9 protein-coding genes and 2 pseudogenes are annotated in these 17,370 nt (G+C 48.0%); 5 read left to right on the forward strand and 6 right to left on the reverse strand.

The window, feature by feature from the left end; all coding sequences use genetic code 11:
* Positions 1–109 (forward strand): annotated as a pseudogene (locus IQ234_RS14375) (IS5/IS1182 family transposase); the annotation flags it as partial.
* 294 nt (positions 110–403) lie between these two features.
* Here the strand turns inward: IQ234_RS14375 and IQ234_RS14380 are convergent.
* The 5 genes from IQ234_RS14380 to rimP all read right to left on the reverse strand — a co-directional run bounded on the left by IQ234_RS14380 (position 404) and on the right by rimP (position 6,475).
* Entirely contained in the window at positions 404–973 is a 570-nt protein-coding gene (locus IQ234_RS14380; protein WP_193957594.1) for a low-complexity tail membrane protein, read from the reverse strand.
* A 242-nt stretch (positions 974–1,215) separates the two neighbouring features.
* Positions 1,216–4,272 (reverse strand): translation initiation factor IF-2, encoded by a 3,057-nt coding sequence (gene infB, locus IQ234_RS14385; RefSeq protein WP_193957595.1) that lies wholly within the window; start codon positions 4,270–4,272, stop codon positions 1,216–1,218.
* A gap of 111 nt (positions 4,273–4,383) precedes the next feature.
* Positions 4,384–4,665, reverse strand: coding sequence for a YlxR family protein (locus tag IQ234_RS14390; protein WP_110577867.1), 282 nt, complete (start codon positions 4,663–4,665; stop codon positions 4,384–4,386).
* Entirely contained in the window at positions 4,662–5,858 is a 1,197-nt protein-coding gene (gene nusA / locus IQ234_RS14395) for a transcription termination factor NusA (protein WP_108935645.1), read from the reverse strand. Before nusA ends, IQ234_RS14390 begins: the two co-directional genes overlap by 4 nt.
* Before the next feature lie 146 nt (positions 5,859–6,004).
* Complete coding sequence (rimP, locus tag IQ234_RS14400; protein ID WP_002789389.1) at positions 6,005–6,475, reverse strand: ribosome maturation factor RimP; 471 nt, start codon at positions 6,473–6,475, stop codon at positions 6,005–6,007.
* Positions 6,476–6,689: 214 nt separating this feature from the next.
* Between rimP and ftsH the strand changes: the two genes are divergently transcribed.
* The gene (gene ftsH / locus IQ234_RS14405) at positions 6,690–8,585 is read left to right on the forward strand and encodes an ATP-dependent zinc metalloprotease FtsH (protein ID WP_193957596.1); all 1,896 of its coding nucleotides are present in this window, start codon (positions 6,690–6,692) and stop codon (positions 8,583–8,585) included.
* A 247-nt stretch (positions 8,586–8,832) separates the two neighbouring features.
* Here ftsH and IQ234_RS14410 read toward each other — a convergent pair whose 3' ends face one another.
* Complete coding sequence (locus IQ234_RS14410) at positions 8,833–9,621, reverse strand: response regulator transcription factor (protein ID WP_193957597.1); 789 nt, start codon at positions 9,619–9,621, stop codon at positions 8,833–8,835.
* 1,101 nt (positions 9,622–10,722) lie between these two features.
* Here IQ234_RS14410 and IQ234_RS14420 point away from each other — a divergent pair.
* From IQ234_RS14420 to IQ234_RS14430, 3 genes and pseudogenes are all read left to right on the forward strand, one after another.
* Positions 10,723–12,993, forward strand: a complete 2,271-nt coding sequence (locus IQ234_RS14420; RefSeq protein WP_228008542.1) for a S8 family serine peptidase — start codon at positions 10,723–10,725, stop codon at positions 12,991–12,993.
* 267 nt (positions 12,994–13,260) lie between these two features.
* Positions 13,261–14,556 carry a Glu/Leu/Phe/Val family dehydrogenase gene (locus tag IQ234_RS14425; RefSeq protein WP_036388933.1) on the forward strand — a complete coding sequence of 432 codons (1,296 nt, stop codon included), beginning with the start codon at positions 13,261–13,263 and terminating at the stop codon, positions 14,554–14,556.
* 253 nt (positions 14,557–14,809) lie between these two features.
* Positions 14,810–17,242 (forward strand): annotated as a pseudogene (locus IQ234_RS14430) (HAD-IC family P-type ATPase); the annotation flags it as partial.
* Positions 17,243–17,370: the final 128 nt, after the last annotated feature.

The following is a 17,370-nucleotide window of genomic DNA, read 5'->3' on the forward strand; positions in this document are numbered from 1 at the left end:
ATCATCAAGATATAGGAATCGGAGACGGCGTTTTGGTCTGAGATTTAATTTAATCGCTGGCATTTACAACTATGAACTTGCTTTAGGCTATCATCAAGTAGCTGAATAAGACTTTTGCAGGAGGTCTATTCAACCCTTAAACGGGCGATCGATCCTGTATTTCAGCTAATTTAGATAGGGTTTGCGGCAAAAAGTTTGTTGGTGGGGTTAGGAGTCAGGAGTCAGGAGTCAGTAGCCGGTCGTTTCAGGCTTTGTTGCCCTCTCTTTTGTACTAATTTATGTACTGCAAGGAGGATAATGCAAGGTTTTTGATGGTCTCAATCCGATTTTCGCAGCATGAACATTGGATTTTAACAGGTCAAAAGCCTTATTTTAAAAGGGTTTTACCATTATTCAGCAGACCCTAGATAATTTTATTAACTTTTAGGCCAAAAATCGTAAATAAATCAGGAATACGCTCAATAACTAAAGCTTCAGTGGCTGTCCAGTCACTTTCCTTCGTGGCTAAAACCCCAAGAACACTCAGAGGAACCTGTAAAAATAGATGACTTAAGAGGAGAGCGATCGCCGCAATGACTAAACCTAAAAGCCGCCATTGGGGGAGATAGGCGGCCACGGCAGCCGCTAGAGGGGCAAAATTATAGATCGGCCAAGCGATGAGAATTAGGAGGACGACTCCCAAAAGAGTAAGAAGACGATGGCGAGGACGTTGAAAAAGAGAGAGAATTTTTAACTGTTCGGGGGTGAGTTGACTAGGTTTCAGGGCAACCAACAAAAGACTAAAGATATCAAAAGGTTTTGTCCACTGCATCCAAAAGACTGGAATAATAGCGATCGCTCCCAGGAATAACCATTCTAGCCAAAGAAAAGGCAAGGGATCGCCCACAGCTAAACCAATCCAAGCGATTTGTAAAAAGATTGGCAAAGCCGCTAACCCTGCCAAATGAATCCACAAAAAAGGTTCTGATTTCATAGAGGGAATTATAAATTATGAATTATGAATTATGAATTATGAATTATGAATTATGAATTATGAATTATGACTGATAAGTACCTAAGCAAAATTAATTACACATATCTAACCCCGCTCTTGCCTCTTGCCTCTTGCCTCTTGCCTATCTTCACTAGGAAATTAATTTTGCACGACTACTTAACTGATAACTGATAACTGATAACTGATAACTGATAGCTGACTCCCTGACGCTGACCGTCTAATTAGCTGGATAAAGTGCGACGTTTCATGACCATTTCGTAGGCTTCGATAATATCGCCTTCTTTCCAGTCATTGAATTTAGAAACACCGACACCGCACTCGAAACCGGTGGCCACTTCCCGGGCATCTTCCTTCATCCGTTTGAGGGAATCAAGAACCCCCTGATAAACAATTTCCTTGCCGCGACGCACGCGCAGGAAGCGATTCCGCACCAGTTTACCTGATTGGACATAACAACCCGCCACGGCCCCACGACCGACGGTGAAGACGGCCCGCACTTCGGCAAAACCGAGGTGTTCTTCCACTTCTTCGGGGTCGAGAAGACCTTCCATCGCCCCTTGAATATCATCGAGAAGCTTGTAGATGATATTGTAATCGCGGATATCGACCCCTTCCCGATCGGCGGATGCGCGCGCACCACTGGCAAGGGTGGTATTAAAGCCCACCACCACCGCACCACTAGCGGCGGCCAGATCCACATCGGTTTCGGTGATTTCCCCCGGAGAGGCGAGGAGAACCCGAATCTGCACTTCGTTTTGGGGTAACTGTTTGAGCGCTCCGAGGATGGCCTCAACGGAACCTTGCACATCTGCCTTGAGGATGAGATTAAGTTCCTTGAGTTGTCCTTCTTGAGCTTGGATAGAAAGGGTGCTAAGGCTAACGCGACGGGAGGAGAGGGCTTGTTGTAAACGGGTGTTGCGTTGTTCGATCGCCCGTTGATCAGCGATCGAGCGGGCCTCTTTCTCACTTTCATAGACATCGAATTCATCGCCAGCGGCCGGGACATCACTAAGACCGAGGATTTCCACGGCGAAGGAGGGGGTGGCTGCTTCGACTTTTTGACCGCGATCATCGATCATCGCCCGAATTTTGCCGAAAACAGAACCAGCGACGATGCTATCACCGACGCGGAGAGTACCATTCTGGACGAGCAGGGTAGCCACGGGACCTTTGGTGCGATCGAGGTTAGCTTCGATCACGGTTCCCTTAGCCAAGCGATCGGGGTTAGCGACCAATTCCTCCACTTCTGCCACCAAGAGGATCATTTCCAGCAGATTATCGAGATTTTCCCCCCGCAGGGCGCTAACGGGAACCATAATCGTCTCACCGCCCCAATCTTCGGCCACCAGTCCCTGTTCGGTCAATTCCTGTTTAATTCGGTCTGGGTTAGCAGAAGGTTTATCGACTTTGTTAATCGCCACCACGATGGGGACTTCGGCGGCCCTGGCGTGACTGATTGCCTCTTTCGTTTGGGGTTGTACGCCATCATCGGCGGCTACCACCAGCACCGCTATATCGGTGACTCTCGCCCCACGGGCGCGCATAGCAGTAAAAGCTTCGTGACCGGGGGTATCCAAAAAGACAATCTGTTCTGGTTTGCCGTTATGTTCCACATCGACGTGGTAAGCACCGATGTGCTGGGTGATGCCGCCGGCTTCCCCCTGGGCGACTTTGGTTTTGCGGATCGAGTCGAGGAGGGTGGTTTTACCGTGGTCAACGTGACCCATAATGGTGACGACGGGGGGACGACGCTGGAGACTTTCCCAGTCGGAGACATCGATCATCTCCGTGGTTTTGATTGCCGCTGACTGGGTGCTGGGGGTTTCCACGGTCATCTCGAAGTCCCTGGCGATCATTTCGATCGTGTCCACGTCGAGAGTTTGGGTGATATTAACCGCCATCCCTTTAAAAAATAGGGTTCTGATGATCTCGGTTTCGGGGACTTTCATCAATTCCGAGAGGTCGCGCACGGTGAGACTGCCGGTGATGACGATGCTTTCTGGGCGTTTTTCCTCTTGGGGTTCTTGACGCTCGCTTTTCGGGCTGCCGGTGTGGGCGGTTGGTTTACTAGGCCGCTTAACTTTGACTGCTGTGGGGGTGCTAGGGGTGGCGGCTTTAGCGCTGGGCGGTTTGGGGGGACGAGCGGTGGAAAGGGTAAAACTGGGGCTATTGATTAACCCGGATAGTTCCGATTCTAGATCATCATCATCTTCAAAGAGAGCCTGGGTGCGGCGTTTGTTTTTGCCAGCAGTTTTAGCGGTTTTGGCCGCTTTTTTCTCTTCTTCTTCCTCTTCTTCCCAGCTAGATTTTTTGGCCATGCGAAGGGGCATGGTCGGTCGTTTGAGTTTTTTGGGCCCGTCTGCTCCGAGCAATCCGGTATCTGTATCGATTTCTGTACCATCAACACCGGATTTCTTGGTGGTGTCGGTTTCTTCCTCGCCGGTAGCCGAGATTTTAGCGGGCATACCAGGGCGAACCGGGCGCTTCAATTCCACCGTCTCCCGCACTTCTCTAGTTGGTTCCGCCAGTTTCGGGCTTTTTCCGTCGGGTTTGCGGTTTAGGGTCGGTTTTTCAGGTTTAGCCAAGCCAGTCCTGCCCTCAGGACTAGGGGCGTTTTCGCTCTCACTGCGCTCGCGTTTTTCTCCCCCCCTTCGACTTGGCTCAGGGCAAGGGGGTCTGTCGTTACCGCCAGGGGCATTTTTAGATCGGGGTTCTGGCCGGCCCGAGGCGCTGCCCGGGCGTGGTTTCGGGGTGAGGGAAGGTCGATTAGGTGGGGCGATTAAGGTGGGGGATACTTCTGGCACTAGCGGCGTTTCGGTCGGGGTTTCTTTAACACTGGCGGACTGAGATGGCATCTCTGCAGCGGTAGGGGGAGTTTTTTCGGCCGCACCGTCGCGGCCCGGGGCAGCAACGAGGGGTTTAACTGGGGGACGGGAAGGACTGATTAAAGTCGGTTTGGCTGAGGAACCGGCAGGCCCAGGATAGATTTCCCCTTCTTCGCCAGTTTCGGGGCGGTTGTGTTTATGCAGGGCTAAAATCTTTTGTTTTTTTTCTTCGGCAGGACTAACCGATTCTCGCTGACCCGTGCTATTTTTACTGGTACTCGAAACAACTCCCTTCGCAGCAATTGCCTTGATGCGTTGGGCATCTTCTTCGCTGATCGTGCTACTGTGGCTCTTGTACTCGATGTTCAACTGGTCACAGATGTCCAAAATGTCTTTGTTGTCTAGATTCAATTCTTTTGATAAATCGTAAATTCTGACTTTCGCGTTACTCATCCATTATCCCCCGGCTAAAGTGTTAGTGATCCTATAAGTTGGCTGATTTTTTGATCCTGTCAGGACTGCCCCCTTTCCATGGTAACGATTTTGTGCCTATGATCGTCAATTTTAATCCTGATTTGGACCCCCTTGCTTGGCAGTCCCGAGGCGCTCTTGCAAGGATTCATAGAGCGTTTCGGGAATATTGGCTTTTAGGGCCCGTCCGAGACGATTTTTTTGCCGAGCTAATTGCAGGCAGTTAGGTTGCGGACAGATATAGGCAGCCCTTCCCATTCCTTGATCCAATTGTATCTGTCCGGATGGGTGTAGTCGGACAATTCGCCAAAAGGATTCTTTCGGGGCGAAGAGACGGCAGCTAATACAGCGTCGATAATTGACGAAGGGGTTCATTCTTGGTCTAAATCCTGCGCTTCTGGGTCGGTTTCATCGGTTTTTACCTCTTGTTCTCCTTTATAGAGGGCGATATCCTTAATGTCGATTTTCCAGCCCGTCAGACGAGCGGCTAAACGCACGTTCTGCCCTTCTTTGCCAATCGCTAAACTTAATTGATCCTGGGCCACCAGTACCAATGCTTGTCTTTCTTCGGCATTAGTGAACAAAACTTGGTCAATACGGGCGGGACTAAGGGCATTGGCGATGTAGGTGGCGGGATCTGGAGACCAGCGAATCACGTCGATTTTTTCGCCCCGCAATTCGTTCACCACGGCTTGAATCCGCGAACCTCTGGCCCCAATACAGGCCCCAACCGGATCTACGTCCCTTTCTAGGGTATCGACGGCGATTTTTGTCCGCGAACCAACGTGACGGGAGGGAGGATTGGCTTCTCGAGCGACGGCGACAATACGCACGATTTCCTCTTCGATTTCGGGAACTTCGTTGGCGAACAGATATACTACCAAGCCCGCCGCCGCTCTGGAAACGATTAATTGCGGGCCGCGGTGAGAACCTTCTAGGACTTTTTTGAGCAGAACTTTAAAGGTGGCGTTGGCGCGATAGTTATCGTTGGGCAGCTGTTCCCGTTTGGGTAGTTCTGCTTCCACTTCCGGTTGACCGTAGGTACTTTGTACCATGACAATAGCGGCCTGTCTTTCAAAACGGACGACCCGGGCCTGTAAAACCGTTCCTTCCAGATCTTGGAACTCCTCTTGAATCATTTTGCGTTGGTTATCCCGCAGTTTTTGCAGTAAAACCTGTTTAGTTTGAATCGCCGCCATGCGACCAAATTCTCTTTGGTCGGGGGTGACATCAAGAACTACTTCATCCCCTAATTGGGCCTCATCAGCCACTTCCTGCACTTCTTTAAGACCGATGTGATGGTCGGGATTGGTCACTTCTTCCACAATAGTTTTAGTCGAAAGGATGCGAAACCCTTCTTCTTCTACGTCTAATTCCACATCAAAGTTATTGAAATAATCTTCATGAAATTGAGCGGCTTTTTCTAAACTTTGGGCGCGTCGATAACGTTCGTAACCCTTGATCAGGGCTTCACGCAAGGCCTCCTGTACGGCATTTTTGGGCAGATTATGTCGTTGGCTAATTTCTTCGAGCATTATTTTTAAACCGGGCAAATTAACGGTAGCCATAATTATTTTTTCTCCTTACTTTTGAGTTATTAGTTTTTTAGCCTTATATCAGTTATCAGTTATCAGTTATCAGATGTAAGTTTTAAGTTAATCAGTTAGTTAGTTATCTTCATCTTTATCCCTGATTACTGATTACTGTTTACTGATTACTGATTACTGCGCTGCTCATCTAAACGGACGCTGATGACGGTAGTGCGATCGATGGTCAGGGAGCGACCCTTTTGGTTAAGATAAATAGATTGTTCATCTCTACCTTGCAGTTTTCCGCGCCATTCTTTTGGTTTTCCCTGGCTATCCTGGCCGGTAACGATGACGGGAAAACCTTTAAAAGACTGAAATTCGCGTTCGCTGCTCAGTTGTCGAGAAATGCCGGGGCTAGATATTTCCAAAACGTAGGCCCCTGGTAAGATTTCTTGACTGTCGAGGGCGGTTTCTAAAGACCGACTCATCTGCTCACAGTCCTCTAAACCAGTATCTCCCGCAAGATTGCGAATATCGACGCGCAGGACGGGAGGCCTTTTATTGGTTTGGAAAACGATATCGACCACTTCTAGCCCCAAGTTTTCAGCGATAGGGGTGGCTAGGTGTAGCAGGTCGGGAATGAGCGGATGGGTCATGATTTAGACAATAAAAAAAGCGGGCGAAACCCACTTCCCTAAACTGTTAGTGATTGGGATAGGCAGTTGTTAGACCACCTAGCTGAATACAGTATAGCAAAAAACCGTCATCACTATTTGCTCTCAGGGTCGTGCCGGGGGAAAAACAGAACAGTGGTCACGATCGAGTCGATCTGTCACAATGAATACAGGGTAACTAGATATAGAGTCAATTATGGATCAAAAATCTCCGCTCACCGTAGTTAGAGCCAAGTCAGCTAAGAATCGTGGTCATCGGCCAGTATGGAAAGGGATTGTCGCCACTTGGATGATTCTGCAAACCTTTGGCCATGTCAATCCTGCTTGGAGTCAAAAAAACCCCAATACCCTCACCTACGGTGAATTGTTAGAGAAAATCGAGCAAGGCAAGGTAAAAAAGGTGGAAATCAATCCTTCTTTGCAGCAGGCAGCAGTTACCCTCGTCGGTCAAACGGACAAGGATCCCCCGAAGGAAGTCAATTTATTTGACCAAAATCCCGAATTAATCAAGAAACTCGATGCTAAAAAAATCGAGTACGGTATTCTCCCTAGCACTGACAATTCGGCCTTGATCAATGTTCTCACTAACGTGTTAGTGATTATTATCGTCTTGGGATTATTGGTGTTTATTATCCGTCGTTCTGCCAATGCTTCTGGTCAAGCGATGAACTTCGGTAAATCAAGGGCGCGGTTTCAGATGGAGGCGAAAACCGGCATAGAATTTAATGATGTGGCGGGTGTGGATGAGGCCAAGGAAGATCTAGAGGAAGTACTAACATTCCTCAAACAACCGGAAAAATTTACGGCTATTGGCGCAAAAATCCCCAAGGGAGTCCTGTTAATAGGTCCTCCGGGGACGGGGAAAACTTTGCTGGCTAAAGCGATCGCAGGAGAGGCAGGAGTACCTTTTTTCAGCATCTCCGGGTCGGAATTTGTCGAGATGTTTGTCGGGGTTGGTGCGTCGCGAGTGCGAGATCTGTTCCGAAAAGCCCAGGAAAATGCCCCTTGTTTGGTTTTTATCGATGAAATTGATGCCGTTGGTCGTCAACGAGGGGTCGGTTATGGAGGAGGTAATGATGAACGGGAACAAACCCTGAATCAATTATTGACAGAAATGGACGGTTTTGAGGGCAATACTGGCATTATCGTCATTGCCGCCACCAACCGCCCTGATGTTTTGGATTCGGCCCTGCTGCGTCCGGGTCGTTTTGATCGACAGGTGGTGGTGGATTATCCAGATTCTAAGGGACGTTTGGCCATTTTGGAGGTTCATTCTCGCGATAAAAAGGTGGCTGCTGATGTGGCTCTGGAAGCGATCGCCCGGCGCACCCCCGGTTTTACTGGGGCAGATTTGGCGAATATGCTCAACGAAGCGGCGATTTTTACCGCTAGACGGCGCAAAGAGGCGATTACTATGGAGGAGGTCAACGATGCGATCGATCGGATTGTGGCCGGTATGGAAGGGCGCGCTTTAGTGGATAGTAAAGCCAAGCGTTTGATCGCCTATCATGAAGTAGGCCATGCGATTGTCGGTACTCTCTGTCCCGGTCACGATCAAGTGGAAAAAGTCACCCTGATTCCCCGGGGTCAAGCGCAGGGGTTAACTTGGTTCACTCCCGATGAGGAACAGGGTTTAACCAGTCGTTCCCAGTTATTAGCCCGAATTGCGGGATTATTAGGGGGACGGGTAGCGGAGGAATGTGTCTTCGGTGAGGATGAAGTGACCACCGGTGCTGGTAATGATATTGAAAAAATTACCTATCTGGCCCGACAGATGGTAACGCGTCTGGGAATGTCGGAATTGGGATTGATTGCCCTAGAGGAGGATGGTAATTCCTATCTCGGTGGCGCTGGTGCTGGTTATCATGCCGACCATTCTTTCGCGATGATGGCGAAAATTGATGCACAAGTGCGGGAACTTGTCAAGCAATGCCACGATTTAGCAACAAAACTTATCCTTGACAATCGTATGGCGATTGATCGCTTGGTGGATATACTGATTGAACAGGAAACCATTGACGGCGACGAATTCCGGCGTTTATTGACGGAATTTCAGCAACAAGCGGATCGCTCAATGGTGACTATGGTTTAACTTGCCCTTCGTCTCCTCGCTTCGATTCAGTGCTTAGGAGACGATTTCAGCAAAAAATCGGCTAAGTAGTCGTGCAAAATTAATTTCCTAGTCGAGACAGGAGACAGAAGACAGGAGGCAGCTATTAGGTATCGGATTTGAGTTTTCAGTTCTCTATTTGCTCACATCAGCAGAAGTCTGACGGAGTAGTGGCTTAGATGTGTAATTAATTTTGCTTAGGTACTTAATCAGTCGGACAAAGCCAGAATTAACGACTAACATTGTGAGCAGGAATTTTACTCATGGAATGACCGTTATGATTGCCTTTGGTGGAAGCAATGATATTAGCTTCTAAAGCTGAATTGATCTCGGCCAACATTTCTAGATTGAAACGATAGCCAACGTTGCGGACGGTTTGAATTAAATTAGGTTGTCTGGGATCGGTTTCGATTTTTTTCCGCAGAGAGAGAACATGAGTATCGATTGTCCGGGGATTATCGATTTCCTCGGGCCAAGCACGACGCAGTAAATCGGCTCTTGATAGGGGTGTTCCCTCCGCTTGGGCTAAAACGTAGAGTAGGCTAAATTCTTGGGGGGTTAATTCGATATACTCCCCGCGAAATTGTACCCGTCTTTGGGCTAAATCTATTTTTAATTGCCCATAATCCAAGTGTAGGGGAGCAGCCCTACTGCCTAAACGACGGGTTAACACTTCTACCCTAGCCATAAATTCTTGCATTCCAAAGGGCTTTTTCAGGTAGTCGTCGGCCCCGGCTTTTAAACCATTGACCACATCTTTTTCGCCATTGCGGGCCGAGAGAATCAGTATTAGAGAATGTTTTTGTTGATAAAGCCAACGGCAGAGTTCGATTCCATCCCCATCTGGCAAGTCGGAATCGATAATTGCTAAGGTTGGTTGACGATGAAGGAAAGTTTGACGCGCACTTTGCAGGGTTGCCGATTGATTAACCAAATAACCGGCCTGTTGCAGATGCCAAGCTAATAGCGATCGCAAGTGCGGGTTGCCCTCAACAATAGAAATATAGATCGATACCACCTGAGTTTCTGCCCCACTACTGCACAGACTGACACATTGTCAGGGTATCAGAATTAATGTCAAGATGTTGTAACAATTGTAACATTCGTCAGGAGTCGGGCTTCGGCCGTGAGCTCAACCGAACGGAGTCAGGAGTCAGATGTGAGTTTTCAGTTCACTGATTACTGATTACTGTTTACTGATCACTGAAAAAAAGCTCCCTGCTCCCCACTTCATAATTCATAATTCCTATATCAGTTATCAGATGTGAGTTTTCAGTTTACTGATTACTGATTACTGTTTACTGATCACTGAAAAAAAGCTCCCTGCTCCCTACTTCATAATTCATAATTCATAATTCCTATATCAGTTATCAGATGTGAGTTTTCAGTTCACTGATTACTGATTACTGTTTACTGTTTACTGATCACTGAAAAAAAGCTCCCTGCTCCCCACTTCATAATTCATAATTCATAATTCATAATTTATAGGTCTCCGAAAACATCTTGACTATCGAACCCCATTCAAGGTATTGTCTGAAATAGGATCAGAGTGTGGTGGAATCCAGATTTGAATTGGCGTACAAACTCGGACAGTAATGCAATTCAGATTTGAATTAGCCTAATCTTTGTGGGACTTACCCAAAAGCTCACAAATATTCTCTGTCTGCTCATATCTTCTTGATTGTTATCTCAGCCATCTAACCACTAAAAAACGACTAGAACACCATGATAGATAACTTTGTCGCCAACGACATCTATAACTATATAGATGGTCTAGATTCCCCAGGTTTTGAGAAATTTTTAGCGGGGAATAAGTCATCAATTTTTCCCACCATAGCCACTAACTGCATACGATTAGATCGCACCCCCAGTATATGTCAGTCAAAGTTTTCACCTGACTTATAGCGGTGTGCAGTCGTATGAGGTACAGTGTCACGAGCTATAAACCATGCTAGGCAAAGCTTGGTTTGTATCTCACTCAAGCGCTTACCGCTATATATACTATACGACGGTAAAGGGAGGGCGCAGATCGAAATAATCCCCAACTCCCCAGAAATAAGTATCGACAGTTAGGAACCAACCCCTGACCTCACATCTGAAGCACTTAAGGAGAAAAAATATGCTTGACGAACGTTTCAACCTATCAGACAGCAATGTTTTAGATGATATCTTCCAGTTACCAACCCTTGTGGTGGAATCAGGTTTAGGACGCTCCGACTTGATTACCCCTGTTTTCCGCAAAAGTCTCCAGGGCATGGATTCTAGCTTTTTAAGCAACTCTCTGGAAGAATACCAGCTAGGACTAGAAAATCGCTGGCAATCATCCCAATCCCTTTCCTCTTGGCCTAACGACGGTGATTTTTTAACGGGTCAAAGTAGTTTTGTGGGTCTTTCCAGTTCTGTTGACCTAGCTGGCAATACCTTAGCAACGGCGCGTGATATCACCATTGGAGCGACTCCCACCACCTACAGCGATTTTGTTGGTTCTACAGACAGCAATGATTACTATCGTTTTAGTTTAGGAACCACCAGCAACTTTAGCTTGGATTTAACGGGATTAAGTGCCAATGCTAATGTGTCCTTATTAGATAGTAACGGCCGTGTGATTACTAAATCCACTAATGGCGGTACCAGCAATGAGAGTATTACTCGTCAACTGAATGCGGGTACTTACTATGTCCTGGTTTATCCCCACAGTGGCAGCACTAACTATAACTTAAGTTTAGCTGCCGCTTCTGTAACGATTCCTGATAACGCTGGTAATACCTTAGCAACGGCGCGTGATATCACCATTGGAGCAACCCCCACCAGCTACAGTGATTTTGTAGGTTCTACAGACACCAATGATTACTATCGTTTTAGTTTAGGAGATATCAGCGACTTTAGCCTGAATTTAACGGGATTAAGTGCCGATGCTGATGTGTCCTTATTAGATAGTAATGGCAGTGTGATTACTAGCTCCACTAATGGCAGTAACAGCAGTGAGAGTATTACTCGTCAACTGAATGCGGGTACTTACTATGTCCTGGTTTATCCCCTCAGTGGCAGCACTAACTATAACTTAAGTTTAGCTGCCGCTTCTGTAACGATTCCTGATAACGCTGGTAATACCTTAGCAACGGCGCGTGATATCACCATTGGAGCAACCCCCACCAGCTACAGTGATTTTGTAGGTTCTACAGACACCAATGATTACTATCGTTTTAGTTTAGGAGATATCAGCGACTTTAGCCTGAATTTAACGGGATTAAGTGCCGATGCTGATGTGTCCTTATTAGATAGTAATGGCAGTGTGATTACTAGCTCCACTAATGGCAGTAACAGCAGTGAGAGTATTACTCGTCAACTCAGTGCGGGTACTTACTTTGTCCGGGTTTATCCCTACAGTGGCAGCACTAACTATAACTTAACCCTGTCGGCGACCACAGCCACAGTCACACCTGGATATAGTGCCATTTCAGGATACGGTTTAGTTAATGCCGCAGCAGCCGTCGCCGGAGCCTTGAATCAAAGTCCTTTTGCCAATGTTCCCACTTTTGGTGGTGCTAATGACTGGGGGGTTAACTTAGTTAATGCTCCGGAAGCTTGGGCAAGCGGTTATACAGGACAAGGAATCGTCGTTGCTGTACTAGATACAGGAGTTGACCGCAATCATGCCGACTTAGCGGGCAATATTTGGACGAATGCGGGCGAAATTGCCAATGATGGTCTTGATAACGATAGCAACGGTTACGTTGATGACGTTTATGGCTGGAACTTTGCCAATGGCAATAATAACACTTTAGATGGCAACCGCCATGGTACCCATGTGGCGGGAACCATTGCTGCTGCTAATAATGGTTTTGGGGCTACTGGTGTGGCCTACAATTCCAGAATTATGCCGGTGAAAGTTTTGAGCGATTCTGGTAGTGGCAGCTATAGTGGCGTTGCCCAGGGAATTCGCTACGCTGTGGACAACGGTGCTGATGTAATTAATATGAGTTTGGGGGGTGGTAGCACTGACAGTGCGGTTCAATCCGCCCTCCAGTATGCCAGCAGTCGCGGAGTTATCGTGGTTATGGCCGCTGGTAATGAGGGGGCAGCTCAACCCGGTTATCCCGCTTCCAGTGCCACCTCTTGGGGTCTTGCCGTAGGTGCCGTTGATAGTTCTAACCAGATGGCTTCCTTCTCCAATCGTGCTGGTTCCAATTCTTCGATGAGCTATGTCACCGCTCCAGGCGTGCAAGTGTATTCTACTCTCCCTAATGGTGGCTATGGTTTCTTGAGTGGAACCTCCATGGCAACACCTCATGTAGCTGGAGTGGTGGCCCTAATGTTGAATGCCAATCCTAATCTGACCGATGCTCAAGTACGTCAAATTATTACAGCTACAGCAGGTAATGTCGCCTAAAACTTGGCTGTTTTTCGGCCTCAGATTTCTTATCTTCAGGCATCAGCGAAAAGCTGATGCCTGATTCTTGGATCTCATTATCTAAATTACTCGTTAAGATTGCAGGGGAGCGCCGGAGCTGCCGAGCAGGGAGGGACAGTTCGAGCATTTGTACTAAAATTTCCAATACTTGGCAATTCCCTTCCATGGTTAATTAAGAAAAATAAACTGTAGCGAAATATACGGTTTTGACCTGTTCTAATAGGGATAGATAGGGGAAAAAAAATCATGTCGAAATCACTCTTTACCGATGCCAGCAGTCGCTTAGAACGGGCCCTTAAGTATGTCTCCATTTCCGATGATGCGATCGAGCGGTTAAAATATCCCAAAGCTAGTCTCAGCGTCTCCATACCCGTCCGTATGGACAACGGCACTTTAAGAATTTTCCAAGGCTACCGCGTCCGCTACGATGACACCCGCGGCCCTGGCAAAGGAGGGGTGCGCTATCATCCCAACGTCAGCATTGATGAGGTGCAGTCCCTGGCCTTTTGGATGACCTTTAAATGCGCCCTGCTGGATTTGCCCTTTGGTGGGGCTAAGGGCGGTATTACCCTCAATCCGAAAGAATTGTCAAAAGCTGAGTTAGAACGCCTTAGCCGGGGCTATATCGAGGGTATAGCCGACTTTATTGGTCCCGATGTCGATATTCTTGCCCCCGATGTCTATACCAACGAGATGATCATGGGTTGGATGATGGACCAGTACAGCATCATTCAGCGTAAAATTAGTCCAGCGGTGGTGACGGGGAAACCTTTAACCATGGGAGGCAGTCGCGGCCGCGATACGGCCACAGGAACGGGAGCTTTTCATGTTATTAACTCTCTTTTGCCGAAATTAGACAAAAAACCCGCTAATACTACCGTAGCCGTCCAGGGATTCGGTAACGCTGGGGCTGTAGTGGCGGATCTCCTCGCCAAAGCCGGTTATCAAGTGGTGGCGGTAAGTGATTCCCAGGGCGGCATTTATCGGGAAAAAGGCCTAGATATTGCCAGCATTCGTCAGTATAAACAGGAACATCGCGGGATTACTGCTATTTACTGTCAGGATACCGTCTGTAATATCGTAGAACACGAAGCGATTAGTAATGAAGAATTATTAGCCCTAGATGTGGATGTTTTGATTCCAGCCGCCCTAGAAAACCAAATTACCGCCGAAAATGCCGATCGCGTGCGGGCAAAATATATCTTTGAAGTGGCCAATGGTCCCACCACCTCGGAAGCCGATCGCATTTTAGACTCAAAAGGGATTCTCGTTTTCCCCGATATTTTGGTTAACGCGGGTGGGGTAACGGTGAGTTATTTTGAATGGGTGCAAAATCGCAGCGGTCTTTATTGGCAATTAAACGAGATAAATGAGCGCTTAAAAGAAAGAATGGTGACAGAAGCCGAAAAAGTCTGGTCTTTCGCCCAGGAATTCGACATATCTCTGCGTACCGCCGCCTACGCCCACGCTATTGATCGTCTCGGTGAAGCCCTAGATGCCAAGGGAACCCGCGACTATTATCAAAATAAGACGAGAGCATAAAAGCTATTGTCTTTTTCAGGGCGTTAAGTGGGTTTGGCTCTAGGTTTTAAAAATCCCAGAGAAGCAGATTCCTAGCCAAAAATTAAGATTCTGGTCGGCTAAAAAGATCCTAGGCAACCCGATAAATCGACGTTGCCTAGCAGCCGCTTAGAATCCCTAGTCATTTACGCGGGGGAATGGTGTGCAGCAAGAGCAAGAACCTATCCGACTGATAGGATCAGAATATCCATCTGCTAAATATTTGGAGAGCATGATGCCAGTTCAATTATCATTGCCTTTGTATCATCAACTTTCTCAACCAGAGGTGATTGAATACTTGACCAGCGATGGGTCAGCGGGCTTATCAGCAGAAGAAGTGGCCAGTCGCTACGAAAAATATGGCCCGAATGAACTGCGATTTAAGCCCGGGAAACCAGCTTGGTTGAGGTTTTTGCAGCAATTTCATCAGCCGCTACTCTATATTCTCTTGCTTGCGGGTACTATTAAGGCATTTTTAGGGTCTTGGACGAATGCCTCGGTGATTTGGGGAGTTACCCTGATCAATGCCATTATCGGCTATGTGCAGGAAGCTAAGGCGGAAGGTGCGATTGCTTCCTTGGCCAAAGCCGTAACCACAGAAGCGACGGTGTTGCGAGAGGGACAAACCCTCCGGATTCCATCTCGGGATTTGGTGCCGGGAGATATCGTTTTATTGGCATCGGGGGATAAAGTGCCAGCGGACTTGAGGCTGCTGAAAGTCCGCAATTTGCAGGTGGATGAGTCTGCCTTGACTGGGGAATCCTTGCCCGGGTCAAAAGCGAGCGAACCCTTACCCGGGGATACGCCCCTAGCAGAAAGGACAAACATGGCCTACGCAGGGAGTTTCGTTACCTTTGGACAGGGCAAAGGGATCGTTGTCTCTACGGCCAATGCCACCGAAGTGGGGCAGATTTCCCAGTCGATGGAAAGCCGAGTCAGCCTTAGCACACCCCTGACCCGTAAATTTGCCCAATTTAGCCGCACCCTACTCTACGCAATTTTGACCCTAGCAACCTTGACCTTTACCATCGGGTTAGGACGGGGGAAATCTTGGATCGATATGTTTGAAGCTGCCGTTGCCCTCGCAGTGAGTGCGATTCCGGAAGGGCTGCCGGCAGTGGTAACGATTACCTTGGCCATTGGGGTCAACCGCATGGCCCGTCGTCATGCGATTATTCGTAAACTGCCCGCAGTGGAAGCATTGGGGAGTGCGACCGTCATTTGTTCCGACAAAACCGGAACCCTAACGGAAAATCAAATGACTGTACAGTCCATTTATACCGAGGGGCAATATTACGCCGTTAGTGGTGGTGGCTATAGTCCCAAGGGCGAAATTAGTCTGATCACCGATGGCAACCCCAGCAGCCCATTTGCAGAGGAATTACCGCCGGCCCTGGGGGATTGTCTGGTGGCTGGTTTGCTTTGTAATGACTCCCAGCTAAAACAAACGGGAGAAGATTGGTCAGTGGTGGGGGATCCTACGGAAGGGGCGCTGATTGCGGCCGCTGCCAAAGCAGGTCTCAGTCAATTGGGGCTATTGTCTTTAACCCCACGATTGGATGCAATTCCCTTTGAATCTGAGTACCAATACATGGCAACCCTGCATGATGGCATACCTCGTCTGATCTATGTCAAGGGATCGGTTGAGTCGCTGATGCGTCGTTGTTCCCAGATGATCGATCGCTATGGTCAGATGACTGCGCTGAACGCCGAACAGATCGAGCAAGCGGTAGAAACGATGGCAGAGCAGGGTTTACGGGTGCTTGCCTTCGCCAAAAAAGCGGCAGCGACCCATCAGCATTCTATCGACCATGAGGATATCGAAACAGGCTTGGTGTTTCTGGGATTACAGGGCATGATTGACCCGCCTCGTCCAGAGGCGATCGCTGCCGTTCATGCCTGTCAAAGTGCTGGGATTCGGGTCAAGATGATTACTGGTGATCATCTTGTCACGGCGCGGGCGATCGCGGAACGGATGGGCATTAAAACGGCAACACAAGTCTTAGCATTTGAGGGAAGACAATTAGCGCAAATGGATAATCATCAACTGGCCCGAGCGGTGGTCGATGGATCGGTATTTGCCAGGGTTGCCCCTACCCAAAAACTGCAACTGGTGGAAGTACTCCAGTCCCAAGGAGAAATCGTGGCGATGACGGGCGATGGTGTCAATGATGCGCCGGCTCTCAAGCAGGCCGATATCGGCATTGCCATGGGGAAAGGAGGAACGGAAGTCGCCAGGGAATCTGCTGATATGCTCCTCACTGATGATAACTTTGCCTCGATCAAGGCTGCTGTCGAAGAAGGACGCACCGTTTATCAAAATTTACGCAAAGCGATATCTTTTCTCTTACCTGTCAATGGTGGCGAATCGATGACCATTCTGATCAGTACTTTACTGGCACGAGATTTACCCATCCTCTCCCTACAAGTACTCTGGTTGAACATGATCAACTCGGTCACGATGACTGTTCCCCTGGCCTTTGAAGCAAAATCCCCCAGCATTATGCAGTCACCACCACGCAATCCCAATGAACCTTTGATCACCAAAAAACTATTGCGCCGAATTTTGGCTGTTTCATTGTTTAACTGGATTCTGATTTTTGGTATGTTTGAGTGGGCTAAATCGACCACAGGAGATATTGCCGTTGCCCGCACAATGGCAATTCAATAGACCTCCTGCAAAAATAGGAACTGATTATGTAAAATAAAGTAAAACACTCAGAAAAACAATGACTTACGAAAAAGTAAAAAATTTGAATCCAGAAGAGTTTAAACGCTTTTGTGGAGTATATCCTG

It is taken from the genome of Microcystis aeruginosa LEGE 91341 (assembly GCF_015206885.1).
GTDB classification, from domain to species: Bacteria; Cyanobacteriota; Cyanobacteriia; order Cyanobacteriales; family Microcystaceae; genus Microcystis; species Microcystis aeruginosa_H.

Coding starts and splice junctions, on each gene's coding strand:
- IQ234_RS14380 (WP_193957594.1), bottom strand. CDS start 973: ATGAAATCAGAACCTTTTTTGTGGATTCATTTGGCAGGGTTAGCGGCT.
- infB (WP_193957595.1), bottom strand. CDS start 4,272: ATGAGTAACGCGAAAGTCAGAATTTACGATTTATCAAAAGAATTGAAT.
- IQ234_RS14390 (WP_110577867.1), bottom strand. CDS start 4,665: ATGAACCCCTTCGTCAATTATCGACGCTGTATTAGCTGCCGTCTCTTC.
- nusA (WP_108935645.1), bottom strand. CDS start 5,858: ATGGCTACCGTTAATTTGCCCGGTTTAAAAATAATGCTCGAAGAAATT.
- rimP (WP_002789389.1), bottom strand. CDS start 6,475: ATGACCCATCCGCTCATTCCCGACCTGCTACACCTAGCCACCCCTATC.
- ftsH (WP_193957596.1), top strand. CDS start 6,690: ATGGATCAAAAATCTCCGCTCACCGTAGTTAGAGCCAAGTCAGCTAAG.
- IQ234_RS14420 (WP_228008542.1), top strand. CDS start 10,723: ATGCTTGACGAACGTTTCAACCTATCAGACAGCAATGTTTTAGATGAT.
- IQ234_RS14425 (WP_036388933.1), top strand. CDS start 13,261: ATGTCGAAATCACTCTTTACCGATGCCAGCAGTCGCTTAGAACGGGCC.